This window comes from Leclercia sp. UBA2479 (assembly GCF_002341985.1).
Taxonomy (GTDB): Bacteria; Pseudomonadota; Gammaproteobacteria; order Enterobacterales; family Enterobacteriaceae; genus Enterobacter; species Enterobacter pneumoniae.
Window position 1 is genome coordinate 232,774 of the sequence record NZ_DDPB01000008.1, and the last position, 19,619, is coordinate 252,392.

Genomic DNA, 19,619 nt, shown 5'->3' on the forward strand with positions numbered 1-19,619 from the left:
CGCACATGACCGTTCCCTCTCCCCTGGGGAGAGGGCTAGGGTGAGGGGAAAAAGCCCGCACATTCCCCCTTCAATTCCCCCTCTGTTCCAGCGTATAATCCCGGCCCTTTTGTCTATTTTTTCTTCGGAAGCACTATGAGCGCAATCTCCTTGATCCAGCCGGATCGAGACCTCTTCTCCTGGCCGCAATACTGGGCAGCCTGTTTTGGACCGGCACCCTTTCTGCCAATGTCTCGTGAAGAGATGGATCAACTGGGCTGGGACAGTTGCGACATTATACTGGTGACCGGTGACGCCTACGTCGATCACCCGAGCTTCGGAATGGCCATCTGCGGCCGTATGCTGGAAGCGCAGGGCTTCCGCGTGGGGATCATCTCCCAGCCGGACTGGAACAGCAAAGACGACTTTATGCGTCTGGGCAAACCCAACCTCTTTTTCGGCGTGACCGCGGGCAACATGGACTCCATGATTAACCGCTACACCGCCGATCGTAAACTGCGTCATGACGACGCCTATACCGCCGACAACGTGGCAGGTAAACGTCCCGATCGCGCCACGCTCGTCTATACCCAACGATGCAAAGAAGCGTGGAAAGAGGTGCCGGTCATCCTCGGCGGAATTGAAGCGAGCCTGCGCCGTACCGCGCATTACGATTACTGGTCTGATACCGTGCGCCGCTCGGTGCTGGTGGATTCAAAAGCCGACATGCTGATCTTCGGTAACGGTGAGCGTCCGCTGGTGGAAGTCGCTCACCGTCTCGCCCAGGGCGAACCGGTAGGGAACATCCGCGATGTACGTAACACGGCGATCATGGTCAAAGAGGCGCTGCCGGGCTGGAGCGGAGTCGATTCCCGTATCATCGATATGCCGGGCAAAATCGATCCGATCCCACACCCGTACGGCGACGATCTGCCCTGTGCAGATAACAAACCGGTTGAACCCAAAAAAGCCGAAGCGAAAGCCGTTGTGGTTCAGCCGCCGCGTCCGAAGCCCTGGGAAAAGACCTACGTTCTGCTCCCGTCCTTCGAGAAGGTCAAAAGCGACAAAGTGCTGTACGCCCATGCCTCCCGTATTCTGCACCACGAAACCAACCCGGGGTGCGCGCGTGCACTGATGCAAAAGCACGGGGAACGCTATATCTGGGTTAACCCGCCGGCAATACCGCTCTCTACCGAAGAGATGGACAGCGTCTTTGCGCTGCCGTACAAGCGTGTGCCGCACCCCTCATACGGTAACGCCCGCATCCCGGCCTATGAGATGATCCGTTTTTCGGTCAATATTATGCGTGGCTGTTTTGGCGGCTGCTCCTTCTGCTCCATTACCGAGCACGAAGGGCGCATTATTCAGAGCCGTTCTGAAGAGTCGATCGTTAACGAAATCGAAGCCATTCGCGACACCGTGCCGGGCTTTACCGGCGTGATCTCCGATCTCGGCGGCCCAACCGCCAACATGTACATGCTGCGCTGTAAATCGCCGCGCGCGGAGCAGACCTGTCGTCGTTTATCCTGTGTCTATCCGAGCATTTGCGAGCACATGGACACCAACCACGAGCCGACGATCAACCTCTATCGCCGAGCCCGCGATCTGAAAGGCATCAAGAAGATCCTGATCGCCTCCGGCGTGCGTTACGACATCGCCGTGGAAGATCCGCGTTATATCAAAGAGCTGGCGACGCACCACGTCGGTGGTTATCTGAAGATTGCCCCGGAGCACACGGAAGAGGGCCCGCTGTCGAAGATGATGAAGCCGGGGATGGGCAGCTACGATCGCTTCAAAGCGCTGTTTGACACCTACTCAAAGCAGGCGGGCAAAGAGCAGTATCTGATCCCGTACTTCATTTCCGCGCACCCCGGCACGCGAGATGAAGACATGGTGAATCTGGCCCTGTGGCTGAAACAGCGTCGCTTCCGTCTGGATCAGGTGCAGAACTTCTACCCGTCGCCGCTCGCGAATTCGACCACCATGTATTACACCGGCAAGAACCCGCTGAGTAAGATTGGTTATAAAAGTGAAGAGGTGGTGGTGCCGAGAGGGGACAAACAGCGCCGTCTGCATAAAGCGCTGTTGCGTTATCACGATCCGGCTAACTGGCCGCTGATCCGTCAGGCGCTGGAAGAGATGGGTAAAAAGCACTTGATCGGTTCTCGCCGCGACTGCCTGGTACCCGCGCCAACGCTCGACGAGATGCGCGAAGCACGTCGTCAGAATCGCCATACGCGTCCGGCGCTGACCAAACACACGCCGATTGCGCATCAGCGTTCTCATGGCAGCGCAGGGGTTAAGAAGCCGGCGAAGCGTAAAGCCTCATCTTAATCGACCCTCAGGACGATTTTCGGCTGGCCTGTTTCACCAGGCTGGCCGACACTTCCTGCAGTTTCATTTTCAGGCTGCCCATCTCCGGGTAGACGAAATCATCGATCTTCCATGACATCCCGTCCGGGACAAGCTTCAGGATCAGCGTCCGTTCCCTCTCGTCGGATAGCGTATAAAACACCTGCAGGACAGTCTCATGTCTCCCGCGCTTGTCAGGGCTAACGCCGGAAACCTTCTGCAGCTTCACTTCCCCGTCCTGACAGCCGCACAGCGGATTGAAGTTCAGGTAGGGCACCTTATCGTGTGGCGTGACACGGATGTTTTCATGCAGAATATTTCTCATAGCCGGAGAGTAGAGCTGCTCCAGATTCACCCCATCGTCGTTATACAGCAGGGTAATAAAATCCTGTGGGGATTGAGCAGGCTGCGCCCAGGTAAAAAAAGGCAGCAGGGCGAGAGAGATCGCGAGACGTTTTTTCATTGAAAAATCCTTTTTCAGTGTAGGGAAAACGTCCCGATATTAAATGCACTCTAGATCTTCAGTCAGGCCGAAAATAACAACCCCCGGTATAACCGGGGGCTTTTCGGAATTTAACCACCAAACTGATCGGGATCCGGCCCTAGTCGCTTGCCCTGTTCCAGCTTCGCTATCTCGCCCAGCTCATCTTTATCGAGGCGGAAGTCCCAGACATTGAAGTTCTCGACAATACGCGAAGGGGTGACCGATTTCGGGATCACCACCAGACCGCAGTCGAGGTGCCAGCGAATGACAATCTGCGCCGGGGTTTTGCCATACTTCTCGGCCAGATCGCGAATGATCTTCTGATCAAACACCCCTTCGCCGCCTTGCGCCAGTGGGCTCCAGGATTCGGTCTGGATTTTGTGAGTCGCATTCCAGGCATGAAGCTGACGCTGCTGCATCAGCGGGTGGAGCTCAATCTGGTTAATCACCGGGGCGACGCCCGTTTCATCAATCAGACGTTGCAGGTGATGGACCTGGAAATTGCAAACGCCAATGCTCTTTGCCAGACCCGATTTTTGCAGTTCGATAAGCCCTTTCCAGGCCTCTACGTAGTGGTCAATCGCCGGGACCGGCCAGTGCATCAGATAGAGGTCGACGAAATCGAGTTGCAGCTTCTCCAGGCTCTCCTCTAACGCTTCGCGCGGGCGTTTCTGGTCATCGTTCCAGAGCTTGGTGGTGATAAAAAGCTCTTCGCGCGGCAAGCCAGCGCTGGCGAGCGCGGTGCCGACACCCTCTTCGTTTTTGTAGGCAGCAGCGGTATCAATTGATCGGTAGCCCACTTCCAGTGCTTTATGAATGGCGGACACGACTTCATCGTTACCGGCTTTCCATACGCCGAGCCCCAGCTGGGGCATTACGTTCCCGTCCTGAAGCTTGATTAAGGTTGGGTTTGCCATCTTTCCTCCTCCATTTGCTCAGCTACCGGGAGCGTGCCCCCGGCGGCGTGGTGTGCATTAAGTCTGGTCGAAATGCCGAAAAACGAAAGGCAGGCACGTAAAAACGCTTAGCGTGCGGCCTCGTAGATACGGCGGCTCACCTCCAGGGTAATATCTTTCTGCTCGCCCAGCTGCGTCATGCCGTGCTCTTCAAGTTTTGCCAGCAGGGCAGGGATAGAGCTGCCGTCGAGGCCATAATCGGACAGGCGGGTCGGAGCGCCCATCTGCTCGAAGAAGTTGCGGGTGGCGAGGATGGCCGCATCGATACGCTCATCTTCGGTGCCGCGGGTGATGTTCCAGACGCGTTCTGCGTATTGCAGCAGTTTGGCGCGTTTGGTCTCGCGCTTCTCATTCCACAGGGCAGGCAGCACGACTGCCAGGGTCTGGGCGTGATCCAGTCCGTGCATTGCGGTCAGTTCATGCCCCAGCATATGGGTTGCCCAGTCCTGGGGGACGCCCGCGCCAATCAGGCCGTTCAGCGCCTGGGTCGCGGCCCACATGACGTTGGCACGCACATCGTAGTTTTCGGGTTCTGCCAGCGCTTTCGGGCCTTCTTCAATCAGCGTCAGCAGAATGCCTTCCGCGAAACGATCCTGAATTTTGCCATTTACCGGATACGTCACGTACTGCTCTACGGTGTGAACAAAGGCGTCCACAACGCCGTTGACGACCTGGCGCGGCGGCAGCGTGTAGGTATAAACCGGATCCAGCACCGCGAAGACCGGCTGAACGTGTTCGTTCATAAAGGCCTGTTTGTCACCGGTGCTTTTACGGGAGATAACCGCCCCTTTGTTAGATTCTGAGCCGGTTGCCGGCAGCGTCAGCACGGAGCCCATCGGGATGGCGCTGGTAATGTTGCTCCCACCGGTTTGCAGGATCTCCCAAGGGTCGATGCCGTCAGCATAGTGGGCCGCGGCGGCGATAAATTTGGTGCCATCCAGTACGGAGCCCCCGCCTACCGCCAGCAGGAAGGTAATTTGTTCGTCGCGGGCGATCTTGACCGCATTCATCAGGGTTTCGTAGGACGGGTTCGGTTCAATACCGCCAAATTCACGCACATCCAGCCCTTGCAGCGCGCTGTAAACCTGATCCAGAACACCGGTTTTTTTCACGCTGCCGCCGCCGTAGGTAATCAGAACGCGGGCGTCGGCCGGGATCTGGTCACGCAGATCAGCGATGGCGCCTTTACCAAACAGGATGCGGGTTGGGGTATGGAGATTAAAATTGTTCATTGCTCGTTCCCTTAAGTGGGTGGAAAACGTGGCGGCGCAGAGTGCTGCCTGATGGTGTCCATTGTGAAGAGGGGGGGCGCGTCTCTCAATGCACATTCCTGCCGATGTCTTGCCCATTTCTACATCGCACTGGAGAAAATGCGAAAATATGCGCACAATGCCAGCATCAAAATTGCCCTCTGGAGCCCGCGAAAATGAACCGTCAGGAGACCTGTCAGCTATTAACGGCGCAGATTAACAGACTGAAAGTTAATGAAAATAATCTTAACCATCTGTTGCCCGATGTTCGTCTGCTTTACGGGACGCAACCCGGTACGCGTACGCCGGTGATGTATCAGCCAGGCATCGTTTTTCTCTTTTCCGGGCATAAAATTGGCTATATCAACGAGCGCGTGTTTCGTTACGACACCAACGAGTACCTGCTGCTCACCGTACCTTTACCCTTCGAATGTGAAACCTTCGCGACAGAGGCAGTACCGCTGGCGGGGATCCGCCTGAACGTGGATATTTTGCAGCTGCAGGAGCTGTTGATGGATATCGGCGAAGATGCGCTTTTCCGTCCGATGATGGCGGCGAGCGGCATCAATTCCGCGACCCTCACCGATGAGATCCTCTGTGCCATTGAACGTCTGCTGGATGTGATGGAGCGCCCGCTGGATGCCCGCATCCTGGGCAAGCAGATCATTCGTGAAATTCTGTATCACGTGCTGCTGGGGCCGGGCGGCGGCGCGTTACTGGCGCTGGTCAGCCGTCAGACGCACTTTAGTCTGATCAGCCGGGTGCTAAAACGGATCGAGAGTCAGTACACCGAAAACCTGAGCGTTGACCAACTGGCCGCCGAGGCAAACATGAGCGTTTCGGCGTTTCACCATAACTTTAAATCGGTGACCAGCACCTCGCCGCTGCAATATTTAAAAACCTATCGTCTGCATAAGGCGCGGATGATGATGATCCACGATGGCATGAAAGCCAGCGCGGCGGCGATGCGCGTAGGGTATGAGAGTGCGTCGCAATTCAGCCGCGAGTTTAAGCGCTATTTTGGTGTGACGCCGGGGGAAGATGCGGCCAGAATTCGTATGATGCAGGGGATGTAACACCCTCTCCTGTTGGAGAGGGCGAAATCAGGCGCGGCAGTATTTTTTGCGGATCACCACGACCAGGGTGCCGATTAAGCCTGCCACCAGAAGAAACAGAGGCAGAATCATCAGGAAGGTCATCACCTGGTCTTCGTGTCGTTTCACGAACGGAATCATGCTCAGGGCATAACCAAAGGTGGTAACGACCCCAACCCACAGCAGGGCACTTAACCAGTTAAAGAACTGGAAACGGCGATTCGACAGGCCTGAGATCCCCGCCATCGTCGGCAACAGGGTGCGGACAAAGGCCAGAAAACGCCCGGCCAGCAAGGCCAGCAGGCCATGTCGATCAAACATGCAGGTGGCGCGCTGGTGATATTTATGTGGCAACTGCGCCAGCCAACTCTTCACAATCCGTGTATTGCCCAGCCAGCGACCTTGCAGATAGCTCAACCAACAGCCGAGGCTGGCGGCGGAGGTCAAAATCACCATCGTGGGGGCGAAGTCCATAACGCCTTTGCCAATTAGCGCGCCTGCCAGAAGCAGCAGGCTGTCACCGGGTAAAAACGAGGCTGGCAGCAATCCATTTTCGAGAAACAGCGTTGCGAACATAACAAAATAGACAATCCCGACGATATGCGGGTCTGCCAGCGCTGCAAAATCGTGTTGCCAGAGCGCGGCAATAATTTCCTGGATGACAGCCATGGACTTTCCTGTGGAACAGCATGTATCGGTCTATTGTACTCCCATTTTCGCGCGCGGGGGTTGATCCCGGGCGCAACAAATACAGACATTTCTGCTGGTGGTGTGCAAAAAGAGGTCCAGGAGTCGTTTACAGCCCGCACTCTACACGATGCGCTCGAATCCTGCTGCTAAATCGGCAATTAAATCGTCCACGCTTTCCAGCCCAATGTGCAGACGGATCAGGGTGCCGGTAAAGTCGACATCGCCGCCGGGCCGCAGTGCCTGGATCTGCTCTGGCTGGTTTGGCAGGATCAATGATTCAAAGCCGCCCCAGGAGTAGGCCATGCTGAACAGCGTAAAGTTATCCAGGTAGGTAGCCAGCTCGTCGTCAGTCAGCCGTTTTTTCAATATAAAGGAGAAGAGGCCGCTACTGCCCGTAAAGTCACGTTGCCAAAACTCATGGCCCACGCTGCCCGGCAGTGCCGGATGGTTGACCCGCTCAACCTGCGGATGTCGCGCCAGCCACTGGGCCACCAGCAGGCTACTTTCATGGTGCTGACGCAGGCGCACCGCAAGCGTACGCAGGCCACGGCTGGTCATATAGGCGGTATCGGCATCGACCATCTGCCCCATCAGATAGGCATTTTCGCGCAACTGTGCCCAGCAGCGTTCATTGGCGACCGCCGTGCCAATCATGCCGTCGGAGTGGCCAATCAGGTATTTCGTGGCGGCCTGAATAGAGATATCGATACCGAAGTCCAGTGCCTTAAACAGCACCCCCGCCGCCCAGGTGTTATCAATCATGATAATGGCATCAGGCGCTTTACTGCGCACCGCCTTCACGATGGCGGGAACATCGTGTACTTCCATGGTGATGGATCCCGGCGATTCCAGGAATACGATGCGCGTATTCGGTTGAATACGTTCCGCAATCCCCGCCCCGATGGAGGGATCAAACCAGTCGGTAGTCACTCCCAGCTTGCTCAGAATTTTGGTACAGAAGTCCTGACTCGGCTCGTAGGCGGTATTGGTCATCAGGATGTGATCACCCTGTTCGACAAACGCCAGTATCGTGTTGGCCACGGCCGCCGCGCCGCAAGGGAAGAGAGCACAACCTGCGCCGCCTTCCAGTTCGCACATGGCTTCCTGCAATGAGAAGTGGGTCAGGGTGCCGCGGCGTCCATAAAACAGCTCACCGTTGGCACGGTTACGGGTGGCCTGTTTTTTGGCCTCGACGGTATCGAAAACTAAAGAGGAGGCGCGCTGAATGACGCTGTTAACGGAGCCGAGGGTATATTTTTTACTGCGTCCCGCCTGAACGAGGGCGGTATCAAGATGCTTCTCTGTCATGTTCGCGCAACCTGTTTTATACGTCTGGACGTCCAGACTATCATGAAAGTAAAAGTGTGTGCCTTCTTGCTGGAAGAATAAACAGATAATTTTTTAAAATAGGGCGATGAAAGTTTTCCCTGCGTAAGCGCAAGGAAAAAAAGGGCAAATTCATGCAGTATGCAAATACTAATGAGAACTACTATCAATTCGGAGATATTTTGATATTATTATGCTCAGAATTTGTGATTTGCGTCCTGGAGATACAGAGTGGGTAATAATTTGATGCAGACGGACCTCTCCGTCTGGGGCATGTACCATCATGCTGACATCGTGGTTAAGATTGTGATGATCGGCCTGATTCTGGCGTCCGTTGTCACCTGGGCCATCTTCTTCAGCAAGAGCGTGGAGCTCATCAGCCAGAAGCGTCGCCTTAAGCGTGAACAGCAGCAGCTGGCTGAAGCCCGCTCTCTGGATCAGGCCAGCGACATGACCTCCGCCTTCCACGCGAAAAGCCTGACCAGCCTTCTGGTTAATGAAGCTCAGAACGAGCTGGAACTCTCTGCAGGCAGTGAAGATAACGAAGGTATTAAAGAGCGTACAGGTTTCCGCCTGGAACGTCGCGTTGCTGCCGTGGGCCGTCATATGGGACGCGGTAACGGCTATCTGGCGACCATCGGGGCGATTTCGCCGTTCGTAGGTCTGTTCGGTACCGTCTGGGGCATCATGAACAGCTTCATCGGTATCGCTCAGACCCAGACCACTAACCTGGCGGTGGTAGCACCGGGTATCGCAGAAGCGCTGCTGGCTACGGCTATCGGTCTGGTTGCGGCAATCCCGGCCGTGGTTATCTATAACGTCTTTGCCCGCATGATTGGCAGCTACAAAGCCACGCTGGGCGATGTTGCCGCACAGGTTCTGCTGCTGCAAAGCCGTGACCTGGACCTCAACGCCAGCAATGTTAAGCCGGTACATTCCTCGTCGAAACTGCGTGTAGGTTGATTGTATGGCGATGCGTCTTAATGAAAATCTGGACGATAACGGTGAAATGCATGAAATCAACGTAACGCCGTTCATCGACGTTATGCTGGTTCTGCTTATTATCTTCATGGTTGCTGCGCCGCTGGCGACGGTAGACGTGAAGGTGAATCTGCCGGCCTCCTCCAGCCAGCCACAGCCGCGTCCGGAAAAACCGATCTACCTGTCCGTTAAGGCAGATAAATCGATGTTCCTGGGCAATGACCCGGTGACCGATGCGTCTGTGATCCCGGCGCTCGACGCGCTGACGCAGGGCAAGAAAGACACGACGGTCTTCTTCCGTGCCGATAAAACCGTCGACTATGAAACCATGATGAAGGTAATGGACACGCTGCACCAGGCAGGTTATCTGAAGATTGGTCTGGTCGGCGAAGAGAAAACGGCAGCGAAATAAAAGTAAAAAGGCAACGTCAGTTGCCTTTTTACTTATCAGCTCCCTCTCCCCGCGGGTGAGGACATCAGTCCGCACAGAAGCCAAAACAAAAAGGCAACGTCAGTTGCCTTTTTGCGTATTAACTCCCTCTCCCTGTGGGAGAGGGCCGGGGTGAGGGCATCAGCCCGCAGAGGGATTATGCCAGATGTTCCCCGCCGCATACCCCATGCACTTCTGCGGTAACATAGCTAGATTCCTGACTTGCCAGATAAACATATACCGGCGCCAGTTCTGCGGGCTGACCGGCGCGTTTCATCGGCGTTTGCTGACCAAACTGCGGGATTTTCTCCTGCGGCTGGCCGCCACAAATCTGCAGCGCTGTCCAGATTGGACCCGGTGCCACCACGTTCACGCGAATCCCTTTCTCCGCCACCTGCTTCGCCAGCCCGCGGCTGTAGTTAAGGATCGCTGCCTTGGTAGAGGCGTAATCCAACAGGTGTGGACTTGGCTGATAAGCCTGGATAGAGGAGGTAGTAATGATGCTCGCACCGGCTGGCAACAGCGGCAGCGCCTCCTGCGTGATGTAAAAGAGGGCCAGCACGTTCACCGCGTAGGTCTCTTTAAATTGTTGGGTAGTCAGGTCGGCAATGTCCTCGACCGCCGTCTGTTTCCCCGCGACCAGCGCCAGCACGTCCAGTCCGCCCAGCGCCTCATGCGCTTTATGCACCAGCGAGCGGGCAAAGCTCTCATCGCTCAAATCGCCGGGTAACAGCACCGCTTTGCGGCCAGCCTCTTCAATCAGCTGCTTAACTTGCTGCGCATCCTCTTCTTCGGCAGGCAGATAGTTAATCGCCACATCCGCCCCTTCACGCGCGTAAGCAATGGCGGCAGCACGCCCGATACCGGAGTCGCCCCCTGTCACCAGTGCCTTACGATTCTGAAGTCGGCCGCTGCCTTTATAGCTCTGCTCACCGCAATCGGGTACCGGATCCATTTTCGACTGAACGCCCGGCGCAGGCTGCTTCTGCTGCGGATACTCGCCGGTGTAGTACTGAGTGGTTGGGTCCTGAAGTTCGGTTTGATTCTTAGCCATAACTGCGCTCCTTGTTTGCGTAGAGAGAATCTAAGCTTAGGAGAATCAACTGCACTCTGAGAAATATTCAGGATAATCCTTAAGTTTTTTTACAACGGGAAGCGAAGCGGTAGACGTTAGTCGGGCGAGTGGGTGACGCAGAAAAGGTGGTCAGACAGGGTCGTTTTGCTGATGCTTTGCCAGATACTCCTCGTCGAGCGCGACGGTAGTGACGCATGAGGTGCGATAGCCCTCATCAGCAAGTTTACGCGTAATGCGCAGGGTGGCCGTTTCGCGGGCCAGCAGATACTGATAGTTGCTCTCCATTCGGGCCATAATTTTATCTTTCAGCGCGGGCTGGCGTTCAATTATGGCGCTGAGAGTGGCGCCGTAGATCTCTTCTTTGACCTGCAGGGGATAAATTTCCCGACGATTATGCCACTTCAGACGAACCAGCGCGGCCGGAATCGATACCAGTTCTTTGGCGATGCGCGCCATCTCTTCATTTTTGATCATTTTAAGCGTGTCGAGATTCTGCTTTAAGATAAACTCGTCGCTATTTTTATCATCTAAAGTCAAATACACATTGTTATTATCAACTTCTTTCATTTTATTCGTCCTCAAGTTGATAAAAAAGGGGCGTTTCCTTTTCGCAGGTAATTAAATTAAGCCAAATTTCATTACCCGCTTCATTTATTTCTTCGGTCTTTTCCGCCAATATTTGACTTAGTTCCTGCGCGTCAATTTCCCCTTCAGCTTGCAGATCATTTAGCAGGCGGGCAAAGGTCTCGATTTTAAAAACGCGAAATAAACGGTCTTTAATATGACGGTCATGCTCTTCCAGCAACATATTGCGTGACTGACCATCGCGGGTTACGCCAATTAATATATCTGGCGCATAATCAGCGAGCGTTCTTTTCCCCTTAGTTAAATTAGCGTCAGTTTCTGCTTCCGCCTGTTTCGGCTCCACTGAAGAAATGTGAAACCTGGACGGAACCAGATTCTCAGGCAGCATTTATATGTCCTTTAAATTCAACGGGGTGAGGTTGTTCGAAGCGTGAGATTCGTTGACAATAACATGAGGCAAATTTAAAATCAAAAAAAATGGAGCCTCTCATGAACAGCATTTTTTATACTGTCATTACATTGTTATTGCTTACTGCGGTTGTTCTTGTATTGATGCGCGATTTCAATAAAAGCAGCAATGATGCAGTCGGGCAGGCCTCGCCACCGCCGCCGCCTCTGTCCAAAGAGGAGGGGGAGGACCATTTTTCGCTGTTAATGAATGCCATTACCCCGGTGTGGTATTGGCGGGTTAATCATGAATATATTGATTTTCTCCATGCCACAATTAAACGAATGAACATGGCGGAATTAAATAGTATTCCCGGCTTGTTTGACGCTCAACGCCGTTGTAGCGATCTCAACTCGGCGGTCTACAAATATTACGATAATATCAAAAAGCGCTGCCTGAACGGAGAAAAGGTCTCCCACTCCGATCTCGATGTGCTGAACCTGCGCCAGTGTTTCCGCGAATTTAGCATGGAGGCTTATCCGGCGCTGGTAGTGCTGGTGTGGCCGGAATACCAGCGCCCGATGGTTAAGCCTGAGCATGTGTAAGGTCTTTATCGTTTAGTTGTTGCATACGAATTGCCTCCTTGCGATATACTGCACGCTGGTTTTTTTTCGCGGACAGGATCCTATGGAACGCTTTTTCGAAAACGCAATGTATGCTTCCCGCTGGTTATTAGCCCCGGTCTATTTTGGCCTTTCGCTGGCGTTAATTGCCCTCGGTATTAAATTCTTTCAGGAAATCTTTCACGTCCTGCCCCATATTTTCAGCGTCGCCGAATCCGATCTGATCCTCGTTCTGCTGTCGCTGGTAGACATGACCCTGGTGGGCGGTCTGCTGGTGATGGTGATGTTCTCTGGCTACGAGAACTTCGTCTCTCAGCTGGATATCTCTGCCGATAAAGAGAAGCTCAACTGGCTGGGCAAGATGGATGCGTCTTCGCTGAAGAACAAAGTGGCGGCGTCGATTGTTGCAATCTCATCGATTCATCTGCTGCGGGTGTTTATGGACGCCAAAAATATCCCGGATAACAAATTGATGTGGTATGTGATTATCCACCTGACGTTCGTGTTGTCGGCGTTTGTGATGGGGTATCTGGATAAGCTGAATCGCAGCAAGTAAGCCAAACCCGGACAGCCCTGCTGTAGCGCGGGGCTGTCCGTTTACCTCTATTTATCTGACGACGCCTGCCACAAGTTCAACTCCCCATCCGCCACATGACGATCAATCCTCGCCAGCTCGTCTGCGGTAAAGTGCAGGTTATTCAGCGACTTCGCATTCTCTTCCAGCTGTTCTGGTCGGCTGGCGCCGATAAGCACTGATGTAACGCGCTCATCTTTTAACAGCCAGCTCAGCGCCATCTGCGCCATGGTCTGGCCGCGCTGTTCCGCCATCTCATTTAGTAACCGCAGGCTGGCGAGGTTCGCTTCGGTCAGCATATTCTCCGTCAGTCCGCGCACTTTTTTGCCTTCCCGCTGCATGCGCGACCCTTCAGGAATGCCATTCAGGTATTTGCCGGTCAGCAGACCCTGCGCCAGCGGGGTAAAGGCGATACAACCCGTGCCGTTGGCCTTGAGCGTATCCAGTAATCCACTTTTATCGACCCAGCGGTTCAGCAAGTTGTAAGAGGGCTGATGAATCAGGAGCGGAATTTTCCACTCGCGCAGTAAGTCAGCCATCTTCTGCGTCCGCTCGGGCGAGTAGGACGAGATACCCACATAGAGCGCTTTTCCGCTCTGCACCGCCTGGGCCAGCGCAGAGGCGGTCTCCTCCATGGGCGTCGCCTCATCTACCCGGTGGGAGTAAAAGATATCCACGTAATCCAGACCCATCCGGCTAAGGCTCTGGTCGAGACTGGCGAGCAGATACTTGCGCGAGCCGCCTGAGCCATAGGGGCCGGGCCACATGTCATATCCCGCTTTGGTGGAGATAATCAGCTCGTCGCGGTAGGCGGCGAAATCCTGACGCAGCAGACGGCCAAAGTTCTCCTCGGCGCTGCCCGGCGGTGGGCCGTAGTTATTGGCGAGATCGAAGTGGGTGATCCCACAGTCGAAGGCTTTACGCAGCAGGGCGCGCTGGGATTCGAGGGGATGAACGTGACCGAAGCTGTGCCATAAGCCCAGCGACAGTGCGGGCAGACGCAGGCCGCTGTTACCACAGCGGCGGTACTGCATGGTTTCGTAACGTTCGGGGGAGGCGTTCCAGGGCATGATGTCTCCTTTATTATCGATAAATTTTCGAAACAGCGTTTTCATTCTATCCTTACAGAGCCCACAATTCATGGAGATATGCTATGACACGTCTCACCGCCAAAGATTTTCCGCAAGAGTTGCTCGACTGCTACGACTACTATGCCCACGGCAAAATCAGCAAACGCGAATTCCTCAACCTGGCGGCAAAGTATGCTGTTGGCGGCGTGACGGCGCTGGCGCTGTTTAACATGCTCAAGCCCAACTATGCCCTGGCAGAGCAGGTGAAGTTTACCGATCCCGATATTGTGCCGGAGTACATCACCTATCCTTCGCCCGAGGGTCACGGTGAAGTGCGGGGCTATCTGGTCAAACCGGCCAAAGCCGCCGGCAAGATCCCGGCAGTGGTGGTGGTGCATGAGAACCGTGGCCTGAATCCCTATATCGAAGACGTTGCGCGTCGGGTCGCAAAGGCGGGGTATATCGCCCTGGCGCCTGATGGCCTGAGTTCAGTCGGCGGCTATCCGGGTAACGACGAAGAGGGGAAGGTGTTACAGCAGAAGGTCGACCCCACCAAACTGATGAACGATTTCTTTGCCGCTATTGCGTTTATGCAGCAGCATCCGGAGGCCACCGGCAAGGTGGGGATAACCGGATTTTGTTATGGCGGCGGGGTCTCTAACGCGGCGGCGGTCGCCTGGCCTGAGCTCGCCTGCGCCGTCCCGTTCTATGGTCGTCAGCCCCCGGCGGCAGATGCCGCGAAGGTCAAGGCACCGTTGCTTCTGCACTTTGCCGAACTGGATAAAAACATTAATGAAGGCTGGCCCGCCTGGGAGGCGGCGCTGAAAGCCAATAATAAGGTTTACGAGGCCTATATCTACCCCGGCGTGAATCATGGCTTTCATAACGACTCGACGCCACGTTACGACGAAGCGGCAGCGGAACTGGCGTGGAAACGCACGTTAGGATGGTTTGAAAAGTATCTGAGCTAAGCGCAAAGCGCCCGGTGCGCGCAAGGGCACCGGGCATAACGTTATCAGAAGCTATAGCTTAAACCGGCCTGCACGCTGGCGTCGTTATCCACGTCGCCGGTGCCGTAGTAAATGCCCGTATTGACCGAGAAGTTATGGGCAACAGTGGCGTTGATCCCCGCACCGAACATGCCCATCGTATTGTTATGACCCTGAGTGTCGTGATAATCCGCCGCCTGGATATCCGTATCATCGCTGAACTCTTTCTGGAAGCGGGCATCCACCCAGGGGGTGATCTGCACATTCTTATTGAGATCGGTGAGGGTGGTGGAGAGACGCAGCCCTGCGCCGCCGTTCCAGGAGGAGACCTGGCTATCGGCGAAGGTCACCTCTTTGTCAGAGAAACCGTTGGCTTTGGTCTGATCCCAGCCAAGAATGGCGTACGGCTGTAGCAGCGTCTCCCCTGGCAGGAGCACGTTCACCCCAGCACGCGCCTGAGCCATATACAGGTTGCCGTCGGTGGAACCGTGCAGGGCTTCGGTCATGCCGCTGGTGTTGCCGGTCACGTTGTTGGCGGAGAGGGTGTAGCGCATATCGCCATAGCTGAAGCTACCGTCCGCGAACAGGCCCCAGTCACGGCCATTCATAGCCTGCTGCCAGCCGCCATAGAGGCTGTAATAGTTACCGTAGACGGTATCTTTGAAGCTATCCGGGCCGCTCTGGGTATCATCCACGCGGCTGCGGGTCCAGGCCAGGGCGATACCGCCGGTCACGCTGTCACCGTTGGCGAGCGCGTGCGTCCAGTCTACGCCGCCCTGCGCCCCCTGGGTGATGCTGGTGTAATCCACATCGTTGCTGAAGGTGCCGTTCTGATAGAGGAAATCTCCCCATACCTGCGCCCCCTCCTGCTGCGTCCCGGTCAGGGCAGCAAGATGCAGACGATCCAGGTGACTGGTGATGTCGTCGGTGACCTGGTGGCCCGCCTGTTCGGCGGCATCCAGCCCGGCGATCAGCCCCTGAACATCGCTCGCCAGAGAGCCTCGCTCACTGTTAAAGACGATATTCCAGCTCTGGCTGTTGTCTGCGGCGAGCAGCGTTTGCGGGGTGACATCCCCATTGGCGGCGACAATGTCCAGGCTGTTATCGTAGTTATAGGCTCCACTCCGGTTCTCAACCTGCTGCTCACCATTGGTAAAACGGGCGGCTGCGTAATCTTGTGGCGCACCCTCTGTGTTTGTCGTAAAGGTGCCGATCACCAGGTTTTGCTGATTCAGCGCCGAGGGGGTGATGTTATTCACCACGACCGCGTTGTCGCTGCCGGTAATCTGGCCGAAATCGACAAAGCTATCGGTACTCATATTCACAACGGCATTACTGCCCGTGGTAGCGGAGACAAGACGTGAGCCATTTTGTAGATTCCAGCTCGTGGCATCGTTAATGGTATCGATAGTAATGCTGTTCGCGCTGGTGGTGTTGATGGTTTCGAACTGATTAATCTGCCCGGATATAGAGCTGCCTGCATCCATGGATAAGGTATCGGTACCGTCACCGCCTGAGACGTTGCCGCTGACGTGGGAGTTATTGACCAGCACGACGGTATCGTTGCCGGTACCGGTGGTGATATCGCCATTGACGTTGGCGTTATTTTGCAGGGTAACCGTGGTATTGCCGCTATTCTGGCTGGTATTCACATCACCATTAATGGTGCTGTTATCCACCAGGATGGTGTCGGTGGCATTGCCGTTGAGGGTCACATTGCCATTCACCACGCTGTTATTCGTGACGGAGAGATCGACCTGACCTTTATCATTGATGATGCCCACATCCCCGGTCACGGTACTGTTATTCAGGGTTAAACTTTCGTGGGTAGTGCCATACATCGCAATCGCCACATCGCTAAAGGCATCCAGGTTGATATCGCTGAACGGTTCGGTCTTACTCAGTGTGTCCACAAGTGTTTTCATCTTCTTCGCCACCTGGCTGTTGCTGGCGTCGAGAGTGGCGTTGGTCAGCGAGACGGTGACATCCGAAGTGGCACTGCCGGTATAAATGCCGGCGTTGTCCATGGTGCTATTACTGATAGCAATATTTTGCATGCCCGCCCCCGCGCTGATAATACTGCCGTGCAGGACACTGCCATTGCTGACATTCACGTTGTGGGTCCCCTTATCAAGAGGGTCAACATAGATGGCGGCGCCCATCATATAGCTTTTATTTTTCCCGCCGTATTTGATCGCGCTGTTTTCACCGTTCAGGGTGGCATGATCGATATTGACCGTAGTATTGGTAGTATCCTTAGCCGATCCGACTTCGACCATATCCACCTTAGCGTTATTGGTGACATTAATATCGGCGGTACCGCCGGTGCTGCCCTGAATATAATAGCCTGTCATATCCGTGCCAGAGACGGTTAAGGTTTGGCTATCGGTTGGCGAACGGTGACCATCCATATAGATATCAGTTGCGGTTTTATCGGCCATAACGGCGTTAGTCGCGCCCTTATCCTGATAATAATTGCCATCATCGTAATGGGAGAGGCCGCAGGTTTGGGTCGTATCACCATTTTGACACGGGGTGGCGGTGCCCGCCTGGGCCTGCGCGGCGAAAGATGTTAAAGCCAGTAATACACATTGTGACAATACTGTCCGTTTTACGGAATGACGCATTTCAAATCCTCTTTGAGTCCAGAAAAAAGTGGACTCTTTTTAATTTAAAATTGCGTAATTCAGAAACGTCTGACGGGTAAAGGATGTAATGAAATTTAAAAATTGACCGCGCTAAAAATATGGCAATTAACCTAATTAAACCTGATTAATCAAAATAAATATATTCTTAAGGTGAATGTGATGGTTTTATTAACGTACAAAAAGCGGGGCTTTTAGGCTGAAGGCGGGCGATTCATTGGCAACGCTTCTCAACACCCTAATCCTTTCGGATTATGCGGGTAATGAATGGCGAGGATGACTTACATTTGTTAATTCTATGACATGTAAAAACACGTTATTTCCAGGGATATTTCCCCAGCATGATTATCGTTTCTCCGCTAATTAAAGGTGAATGAAAAGTTTTATAAAATTACTCGCGAAAAGGTATAACTTCCCTTTTTTCTGCCGATAACGGGATCAGGAGTCGCTTTCGGGCGATATCTTCCTCACGGTAAGGAAAAAAAATGCAAATGCTTCGTAATTTCACGATCCGTTTCGTTCTGCTGACGATTCTTGGGATCTTTTGTTTAATGTGGGCAGGCGTCGGGCTGTATAGCACCTGGTCCCTTTCTAAAATGTCGGACGGTAATGAAATCGACCGCCAGCTGGTCAAACAGATGACGGTCCTGAGCCAGGGCAACGATCAGTATTTTCGTTTCGTGACCCGCCTGACCCGCGCTATGGATGTTAAAGCGGCAGGAGGCTCGCCAGATCTCGCGCCTGTACAGCAGGCGCTGGATAACATGAGCAAAAAACTGGCGGAGATGAAAGCCATGTCTCCGGGGCCGATGGATGCGCAGGTCTCAGCCCAGGTCATTGCCAGCTGGCAGGCGTTACTGGAAAACGGCGTCATCCCTCAGATGCAGTTCGCACAGCAGGGCAACGTGGACGGTTACCGTCAACAAGCCAATAACGTCACGCCGCCGCTCAGTCGTGCGTTTGGCGCCAGCGCTGAAAACTTCAATAAAGCCGCCGATCGCCTGCTGGATACGACCCGCGTGATGGTAGACAACTTCACCAGCATCACCCGCACGGTGATTATCGTGGCGACCATCATTGGCCTGTTGATCTTGCTGTTTACCGATCGCTATCTGGTCGCCATGCTGGTGAAACCGCTGGATCGTATTCGCGAACATTTCCGCCAGATTGCGCAGGGCGACCTCAGCCAGCCTATCACCCCGTTTGGCCGTAACTGCGTCGGCCAACTGGTGCCGCTGCTGAGCGCCATGCAGGATAGCCTGCGCGAAGCGGTCAGCACTATCCGCTCGGGCAGCGATAACATCTGGCGCGGGGCGACGGAGATCTCCAGCGGCAATAACGACCTCTCTTCACGCACCGAAGAGCAGGCGGCCGCGCTGGAAGAGACCGCCGCCAGCATGGAGCAGCTCACGGCCACGGTGAAATTGAACGCAGATAATGCCCGTCAGGCCAGCCAGCTTGCGGATGTGGCCTCGACTACCGCCAGCCGGGGCGGTGCGCTGGTTGAAGATGTGATCAGCACCATGACCGGCATCTCGGACAGCTCGAAGAAAATCGCTGAGATCACCAATGTGATCAACAGCATCGCCTTCCAGACCAACATTCTGGCGCTGAACGCGGCGGTGGAAGCGGCGCGTGCGGGCGAGCAGGGACGTGGTTTTGCGGTGGTGGCGGGCGAGGTGCGTAATCTGGCCAGCCGCAGCGCCAATGCGGCGAAAGAGATCGAAGGGCTGATCGCTGATTCTGTCTCCCGCGTGGAGCAGGGTTCGCAGCTGGTTAACGACACGGGCACCACCATGGAAGCGGTGCTGCGGGCGGTAACCGAAGTGACCACCATCATGAAGCAGATTGCCGCCGCCTCGGAAGAGCAGAGCAAGGGCATTTCGCAGGTGGGCGTCGCCATCACCCAGATGGATGGTGTGACTCAGCAGAATGCGTCGCTGGTGGAGCAAGTTTCCGCCGCCGCCTCTGCGCTCGAGCGCCAGACCGAAGAGCTACAGCGGTCGGTGCAGAAGTTCCGTCTCTCAGCTCAGGAGCCCGTCGCCGCGCCGCCAAGCGCCCCGGTTCGCCTGAAACCCGCCGCGGCGTCAGCCGCAGAAGACTGGACCAATTTCTAAGGATCTGAAAA

General features: G+C 54.8%; 18 protein-coding genes. 8 read left to right on the forward strand and 10 right to left on the reverse strand.

Annotated elements, in window-relative coordinates; genetic code table 11:
- Nucleotides 1-135: 135 nt before the first annotated feature.
- Nucleotides 136-2,313 carry a YgiQ family radical SAM protein gene (locus tag B3B59_RS09410; RefSeq protein ID WP_286808798.1) on the forward strand — a complete coding sequence of 726 codons (2,178 nt, stop codon included), beginning with the start codon at nt 136-138 and terminating at the stop codon, nt 2,311-2,313.
- A 7-nt stretch (nt 2,314-2,320) separates the two neighbouring features.
- Here the strand turns inward: B3B59_RS09410 and B3B59_RS09415 are convergent, their stop codons facing one another.
- From B3B59_RS09415 to yqhD, 3 genes are all read right to left on the reverse strand, one after another.
- The gene (locus B3B59_RS09415) at nt 2,321-2,794 is read right to left on the reverse strand and encodes a DUF3828 domain-containing protein (RefSeq protein WP_207292408.1); all 474 of its coding nucleotides are present in this window, start codon (nt 2,792-2,794) and stop codon (nt 2,321-2,323) included.
- Between the two features lie 110 nt (nt 2,795-2,904).
- The gene (gene dkgA, locus B3B59_RS09420; RefSeq protein WP_040074011.1) at nt 2,905-3,732 is read right to left on the reverse strand and encodes a 2,5-didehydrogluconate reductase DkgA; all 828 of its coding nucleotides are present in this window, start codon (nt 3,730-3,732) and stop codon (nt 2,905-2,907) included.
- Between the two features lie 107 nt (nt 3,733-3,839).
- Nucleotides 3,840-5,003 carry an alcohol dehydrogenase gene (gene yqhD / locus B3B59_RS09425; protein WP_286808801.1) on the reverse strand — a complete coding sequence of 388 codons (1,164 nt, stop codon included), beginning with the start codon at nt 5,001-5,003 and terminating at the stop codon, nt 3,840-3,842.
- Nucleotides 5,004-5,197: 194 nt separating this feature from the next.
- Here yqhD and B3B59_RS09430 point away from each other — a divergent pair, with 194 nt between their 5' ends.
- Nucleotides 5,198-6,097: an AraC family transcriptional regulator gene (locus B3B59_RS09430; RefSeq protein WP_040074013.1), complete on the forward strand. Its 900-nt coding sequence runs from the start codon at nt 5,198-5,200 to the stop codon at nt 6,095-6,097.
- Nucleotides 6,098-6,124: 27 nt separating this feature from the next.
- On the opposite strand, the gene yghB is transcribed toward B3B59_RS09430, so the two are convergent.
- On the reverse strand, nt 6,125-6,784 hold the full coding sequence (yghB, locus tag B3B59_RS09435; protein WP_286808803.1) for a DedA family general envelope maintenance protein YghB: 660 nt from the start codon (nt 6,782-6,784) through the stop codon (nt 6,125-6,127).
- A gap of 141 nt (nt 6,785-6,925) precedes the next feature.
- Nucleotides 6,926-8,113: a cystathionine beta-lyase gene (gene metC / locus B3B59_RS09440; RefSeq protein ID WP_040074015.1), complete on the reverse strand. Its 1,188-nt coding sequence runs from the start codon at nt 8,111-8,113 to the stop codon at nt 6,926-6,928.
- A 249-nt stretch (nt 8,114-8,362) separates the two neighbouring features.
- On the opposite strand from metC, the gene exbB reads away from it, so the two are divergent.
- Together exbB and exbD are read left to right on the forward strand one after the other, a co-directional pair.
- The gene (gene exbB / locus B3B59_RS09445) at nt 8,363-9,094 is read left to right on the forward strand and encodes a tol-pal system-associated acyl-CoA thioesterase (RefSeq protein WP_040074016.1); all 732 of its coding nucleotides are present in this window, start codon (nt 8,363-8,365) and stop codon (nt 9,092-9,094) included.
- A 4-nt stretch (nt 9,095-9,098) separates the two neighbouring features.
- Complete coding sequence (exbD, locus tag B3B59_RS09450) at nt 9,099-9,524, forward strand: TonB system transport protein ExbD (protein ID WP_040074017.1); 426 nt, start codon at nt 9,099-9,101, stop codon at nt 9,522-9,524.
- Between the two features lie 175 nt (nt 9,525-9,699).
- Here exbD and B3B59_RS09455 read toward each other — a convergent pair whose 3' ends face one another.
- From B3B59_RS09455 to B3B59_RS09465, 3 genes are all read right to left on the reverse strand, one after another.
- Nucleotides 9,700-10,596: an SDR family oxidoreductase gene (locus B3B59_RS09455; RefSeq protein WP_040074018.1), complete on the reverse strand. Its 897-nt coding sequence runs from the start codon at nt 10,594-10,596 to the stop codon at nt 9,700-9,702.
- Between the two features lie 150 nt (nt 10,597-10,746).
- Nucleotides 10,747-11,184 carry a cytoplasmic protein gene (locus B3B59_RS09460; RefSeq protein WP_286808805.1) on the reverse strand — a complete coding sequence of 146 codons (438 nt, stop codon included), beginning with the start codon at nt 11,182-11,184 and terminating at the stop codon, nt 10,747-10,749.
- 1 nt (nt 11,185) lies between these two features.
- The gene (locus B3B59_RS09465; RefSeq protein WP_286808807.1) at nt 11,186-11,590 is read right to left on the reverse strand and encodes a hypothetical protein; all 405 of its coding nucleotides are present in this window, start codon (nt 11,588-11,590) and stop codon (nt 11,186-11,188) included.
- Nucleotides 11,591-11,691: 101 nt separating this feature from the next.
- On the opposite strand from B3B59_RS09465, the gene B3B59_RS09470 reads away from it, so the two are divergent.
- Together B3B59_RS09470 and B3B59_RS09475 are read left to right on the forward strand one after the other, a co-directional pair.
- Nucleotides 11,692-12,195 (forward strand): ESA_00282 family adhesion-associated protein, encoded by a 504-nt coding sequence (locus tag B3B59_RS09470; protein ID WP_046886009.1) that lies wholly within the window; start codon nt 11,692-11,694, stop codon nt 12,193-12,195.
- 82 nt (nt 12,196-12,277) lie between these two features.
- A complete protein-coding gene (locus B3B59_RS09475; protein ID WP_046886010.1) occupies nt 12,278-12,769 on the forward strand; it encodes a TIGR00645 family protein in 492 nt (163 codons plus the stop codon).
- A gap of 47 nt (nt 12,770-12,816) precedes the next feature.
- Here B3B59_RS09475 and B3B59_RS09480 read toward each other — a convergent pair whose 3' ends face one another.
- Nucleotides 12,817-13,857: an aldo/keto reductase gene (locus tag B3B59_RS09480; RefSeq protein WP_286808809.1), complete on the reverse strand. Its 1,041-nt coding sequence runs from the start codon at nt 13,855-13,857 to the stop codon at nt 12,817-12,819.
- Between the two features lie 83 nt (nt 13,858-13,940).
- Here B3B59_RS09480 and yghX point away from each other — a divergent pair, with 83 nt between their 5' ends.
- Complete coding sequence (gene yghX, locus B3B59_RS09485) at nt 13,941-14,828, forward strand: YghX family hydrolase (protein WP_286808811.1); 888 nt, start codon at nt 13,941-13,943, stop codon at nt 14,826-14,828.
- A gap of 44 nt (nt 14,829-14,872) precedes the next feature.
- Here the strand turns inward: yghX and B3B59_RS09490 are convergent, their stop codons facing one another.
- Nucleotides 14,873-17,473: an autotransporter outer membrane beta-barrel domain-containing protein gene (locus tag B3B59_RS09490; RefSeq protein ID WP_286808812.1), complete on the reverse strand. Its 2,601-nt coding sequence runs from the start codon at nt 17,471-17,473 to the stop codon at nt 14,873-14,875.
- Between the two features lie 503 nt (nt 17,474-17,976).
- Between B3B59_RS09490 and B3B59_RS09495 the strand changes: the two genes are divergently transcribed.
- Complete coding sequence (locus B3B59_RS09495; RefSeq protein ID WP_207292403.1) at nt 17,977-19,608, forward strand: methyl-accepting chemotaxis protein; 1,632 nt, start codon at nt 17,977-17,979, stop codon at nt 19,606-19,608.
- Nucleotides 19,609-19,619 lie beyond the last annotated feature (11 nt).